The following is a 1347-nucleotide window of genomic DNA, read 5'->3' as shown; positions in this document are numbered from 1 at the left end:
TTGATGCCCCTATGGATGTCAAGCGGCTGTGGAACTGGTGGGTTGGGTGATGAGCTCGTAGAGCTCTCGCGCGACGTAGCGTTTGAGGCAGCGGATGGCTTCGCGTCGGGTTTTGCCTTCGGAGACGCGTCGGTCCAGGTAGGCGCGGGTGCGGGTGTCCCAGCGGAGCCGGGCGAGGACGATGATGTAGAGCGCTGAGTTGGCGTGGCGGTCGCCGCCTCGGTTGAGGCGGCGGCGTTGGGTTTTGCCGGAGGACATCTCGATGGGGCTGACGCCACAGAGCGCGGCGAAAGACGCTTCGCTGGTGAGCCGTCGCGGGTTGTCGCCGGCGGCCAGGAGTAGCGCTGCGGCGGTGTCGGGGCCAACGCCGTGGCGACGCAGTAGTTCGGGCGTGTGAGCGTTGATCGCGTCGGTGATGCGGCGGTTCAGGTCGTCGACCTCGTGGGTGAGTTCGGTGACACGGCGGGCCAGTAAGCGCAGGGTGTATGCCGCGGCGGATACGAGATCGTCGGCGTTGCTGGGGTCGAGGTCAGCGCAGCGGCGGACGAGCTTGGGGAGGCTCAGGCCGGTCATGGAGTCACGTAGTGCCGTGTCGGCGCCGATGAGGACGGCTTTGAGCTGGTTGATTGCCTGCGTGCGGGCCTTGATGGCTGACGTCTTGGCGAGCTTGAACAGGCGGATGCGCTCGACGTGACCGTCGCTGGTCTTGGCCAGAGCAGTGGCTTGCCCGGACAGAACCGCGCGTGCTGCGGCTTCGGCGTCGATGGTGTCGGTCTTGCCTCGGCGCCTGCGCTGAGCCCGGTCTGGACGGCTGACCTCGATCACCGCGATCCCCGCGGAGTGCAGATGGCGTGTCAGTGCGGCCCCGTAGGAATGGGTGCCTTCCACTCCGGCTCGGCTGACCTGGCCCAGGGTGGCTGCCCAGCAGAGCATCGCACGATAGCCGGCAGCGGTAGTGGGAAAGCTCTGGCTGCCCAGCAGAACGCCGTGGATGCTCAGGGCAGCGGCGACATGGACGTCTTTGTGCGTATCGACGCCGAGGACCACCTCGCCGGACGTGTCATGTTGGCCGGGCGAAGCTGGATAGGACATGCTGGACAAGGCTGTTCGGCTCCTGACGGCTTGGGAACGGATGGCCGTCGCCGGGCCGGCAAGGCTGGTCAGGACTGTGATGGCGCCTTCATAGCCGCAAGGCCCCTATCGGGACACGACCCCGCCGGTCCGGCGGCAGCAAGCACCGCCCGGAACCCGAGTCGACAGATCAAACTCAAGACACCGAAGGTCCGTCGTAGCGCGAGTCAGACCCAAGTACCGGGCGGCACTCGCTCATCCTCACAGTCGTAGCGG

At 66.7% G+C, this 1347-nt stretch carries 1 protein-coding gene; it reads right to left on the bottom strand.

The window, feature by feature from the left end; translation table 11 throughout:
* Positions 1-18: 18 nt before the first annotated feature.
* The gene (locus tag ACIBF5_RS32715) at positions 19-1092 is read right to left on the bottom strand and encodes an IS110 family transposase (protein WP_396816757.1); all 1074 of its coding nucleotides are present in this window, start codon (positions 1090-1092) and stop codon (positions 19-21) included.
* Between the last annotated feature and the right edge of the window lie 255 nt (positions 1093-1347).

Source organism: Micromonospora sp. NPDC050417 (genome assembly GCF_044458865.1).
Taxonomy (GTDB): Bacteria; Actinomycetota; Actinomycetes; order Mycobacteriales; family Micromonosporaceae; genus Micromonospora_G.
The sequence above is the reverse complement of the archived record's forward strand: the minus strand, read 5'-3'. Positions and strand labels throughout refer to the sequence as shown.